The 531-nt window shown below is 34.1% G+C and carries 1 protein-coding gene; it reads right to left on the minus strand.

Features of this window, described 5'->3' with window-relative positions:
• Positions 1–531 (minus strand): RNA-guided endonuclease TnpB family protein (locus ACYQ4S_RS12215; protein WP_459771436.1); only part of this gene is annotated, 531 nt, incomplete at both ends.

Here is a 531-nt window from a genome sequence, read left to right on the forward strand (position 1 = left end):
CAATCCTAAATCTACCCCAACTATTTTGTCTGTCTTAGGTAAGTCTTGGTTTTCGCACTCTACTAATACAGAAATATAATAGTTGTTGTTGGATTTACGGGTAACAGTAACTGATTTGATGTTGTTATTATTAATGTGGTTCAGAGACATTCTGCACTTAACCCAACCCAATTTGGGCAGTTTAATGTACTTTTGGTTATGGTTGAATCGTATTGTTCGTTCAAGGGTCTTATAAGACTGTTTATGAATCTTTCCTGATTTGAACCGTGGGTAATTTGATTGTTTTTTAAAGAACCTATCAAATGTTTCTCGAAGCGTTTTAACAGAATTTTGCAGAGCTTTAGAGTCCACGTCTTTCAACCAAGCATACTCTTTTTTCATTTGAGTGAGCAAAGAACTTAGTTTACTGAAAGATAACATGTTCAAATCTGGATTGTTTTCGTATCTTGTGTTTAGCATATTCAACATTTGATTCCAGACAAATCTTGAATGCCCAAACGTCTGATTGATTAAAACTTGTTGGTCTTTGTT

It is taken from the genome of Alkalibacterium sp. s-m-28, from assembly GCF_054658175.1.